The organism is Mesorhizobium sp. M7A.F.Ca.US.005.03.2.1 (assembly GCF_003997795.1).
Lineage (GTDB): Bacteria > Pseudomonadota > Alphaproteobacteria > Rhizobiales > Rhizobiaceae > Mesorhizobium > Mesorhizobium ciceri.
The window spans coordinates 1-2,534 of record NZ_RZRP01000884.1 but is presented as its reverse complement, the minus strand read 5'-3'; the positions used below and the strand labels follow the sequence as shown (position 1 = coordinate 2,534).

Annotated in this window: 3 protein-coding genes and 1 pseudogene; 2 read left to right on the top strand and 2 right to left on the bottom strand. The window is 60.3% G+C overall.

The annotated features are described in order from the left end of the window. Window positions 1-810, top strand: an 810-nt coding sequence (locus EN991_RS31955) for a M23 family metallopeptidase (protein WP_164769520.1), incomplete at its 5' end; no start/stop codon positions are given. A gap of 100 nt (window positions 811-910) precedes the next feature. Here the strand turns inward: EN991_RS31955 and EN991_RS31950 are convergent. Next, complete coding sequence (locus tag EN991_RS31950; protein WP_013525282.1) at window positions 911-1,441, bottom strand: OmpA family protein; 531 nt, start codon at window positions 1,439-1,441, stop codon at window positions 911-913. Window positions 1,442-1,589: 148 nt separating this feature from the next. Here EN991_RS31950 and EN991_RS31945 point away from each other — a divergent pair, with 148 nt between their 5' ends. Further along, window positions 1,590-2,201, top strand: coding sequence for a hypothetical protein (locus EN991_RS31945; RefSeq protein WP_224673521.1), 612 nt, complete (start codon window positions 1,590-1,592; stop codon window positions 2,199-2,201). Window positions 2,202-2,246: 45 nt separating this feature from the next. On the opposite strand, the pseudogene EN991_RS31940 reads toward EN991_RS31945, so the two are convergent. Further along, window positions 2,247-2,534 (bottom strand): annotated as a pseudogene (locus tag EN991_RS31940) (peptidase c14 caspase catalytic subunit p20); the annotation flags it as partial.

Genomic DNA, 2,534 nt, shown 5'->3' with positions numbered 1-2,534 from the left:
CTGGTGAAGATCTCGCACCCAAACGGGCGCGAGACGCGCTATGCGCATATGCTGAGATTTGCAATCGGGACCGGTGTCGGAACCAGGGTGAAAGCCGGCGATGTGATCGGCTATATCGGCACCACCGGCCTTTCGACCGGGCCCCACCTGCATTTCGAACTCTACCAGAATGGCGCAGCGATCGACCCACTCGGCACGGTCACCGCGGTCGCTTCCGACGATTCCGCGGTCGAGACGCTCACCGACCGTATCGTTCATGTCGAAAGCGGCGGCAGCGCTCGCGCCAAGAACCCAAATTCCTCAGCAACCGGTGCAGGGCAATTCATAAGCAAGACCTGGATCAGGATGATGAACACCTACCGCCCGGAACTTGCGCGCACGCTGTCGACAGCCGACCTGCTCGCACTGCGCTACGACGCCACGATCTCGCGTGAGATGGTTCGCAACCTGGCTCGCGAAGGCGAGGCCTATCTTCGGGAGCGTGGTCACCAGATTACGGCGGGCAGACTCTATCTCTGTCATTTCCTGGGAATGGAAGGCGCGCACCAGGTGCTGTCGGCCACAGGTTCGGCGCAACTGAGCGCCGTGCTGGGGTCGGCCGTCATCCAGGCCAACCCGTTTCTCACCGGCAAGACCGCCAGCTACGTCGTGGACTGGGCCGAAAGGAAAATGGGCCAGAAGCTGGGCCGCATGGCCACTGGCGCCGCCCAGCAGACAACGACCACGGAGGTCCGCCAGACGTCACCGGAGTTTGAAAAATACAAGCAGGCCGTCACCGCCGTCATAAGCTCAATTCAGAATACGCCTTGAACCACGCTCGCGCTGCTCTATCAGATGCTCACCCCTGTCCAAATTCCATCGGGTAGAACAATCTTCGCCCCATCCCAAGCTGCGGCGCAGCTTTGCGTGGCTATTGTGTCTTTATCCGCATTTCCACGCGGCGATTGAGCGGATCGTATGGGTTGGAACTGCGCGGGTTCTTTTCACCCATGCCGACCGCGTTGATGCGATCAGGCTCGATGCCGCTGGCCGTGAGGAAGGCGGCTACCGATTTCGCTCGTCGTTGCGACAGGCCTTCGTTGTGGTGCACCGTGCCGGTGGCATCGGTATAGCCTTCGACGACGAAGCTGAACGTGCTCAGCCGGTTGTCCTTCAGGGCTTTGGCGAACTCGTCGAGTTCAGCGCGCGCGGTGGCGTCAAGTTCGGCCGAATCCAAGCCGAAATTGATCAGCATGTCGAGGCCGGTTTTCACTGCCGACGCGTCATTAGACTTGCTTTTGCACTCCTCCGCGGAGCCAACACAAATCCCGCGGGACTTGCCGAGATCGGCCGCACCAGCAAAAAACTTCACGATGTCTTCCGATTTCTGAACGGGGTCGGCGGAAGCGTGGGTCGAGAAAAGCACGACCGCCAACACAAAAGCTGAACTGCTCCACTGCATAGCGGCTCCTCCTGGTTGAGTATTCCGATTTTCGATGTTGGGATCATAGCAAATTCGCAGGCAATTGTCTGTCTGCAATCGCCGGGGGCGTGACAGTTGTTGCCGCGTCACCGGTTGAGACTTGACCCGCGCCGCGCCTAAGGCTTGAGTGGCCAAGCTTCTCGATGAAAGCGTGGCGGTCATGGCCAATGGGCTCCGGTTCAAAACGGCAAGGGATCTTTTCGCGGCGTGTCCTGCTATTGCGCGGGACATGAGGAGCCTTCCAACCGACCAGCGCTCGATCGAGTTTTGCCGCGACCTTCTCGCAGGGCGCGTTCCCGAGGAAGCGGTTACATTTTGTGCCTACCTGCTTCCCGAGCGAGCCGCGGTCTGGTGGGCCCATGAATGCCTGAGCCACCTGGCCGACCTGTTGGATGAGACCGATCATCAGTTGCTCCCGCTGGTCCACAACTGGGTGGGCGAACCGGACAGTCTCCGCCACCAGGCGGCGCTCAGCACAGCCGGCGCGACGCCGCCAACAACGCCGGTCGGCTGGATTGCTCTGGCCGCGGGATGGCGTGACAATGGTTCGGCCAGGGCCGCGACGATGGCACCGGCGTTGCTGCCGTTTCCAGCTGCCCACGCAATCAATGCCGGGATTCTGGCCGGACTGGCGCGTGTCGCACTGGCTGACCGGTTCACCGTTCTTTCGGCATTTGTCGAAATGGGCATCCAGATGGCTGAGATCGAGGCCCTGAGCCAAGCAGCGGATGCGGATTAGAGCATTCGCCCGGCAGAAACCGATGGATGCCGTCATCATCCTGGCTTACTTACAGCCACCTTGCGCCCATTTTGCGAGCGCCACCTTGAAGCGCGTTCCAAGCGGATGTTGAAGCCGTAAGACAGACACGTCGTTGGCGGCGAAATTTTTCGACTGTTCACACAGCCGGGCCTCGTTCCATTCATGGCAACCGTCGCAGTGCTTTCCTTCCCATACCGACTTGTCGAGCCCCTCCACAGGACTGAAGCGTGGCTTGCCCTTGATCAGCTCCGCAATGCTCTTGCCGTCGATTTCCGGATCGCCGAAATCGACAGGATGGTCAAAAAAGATAGG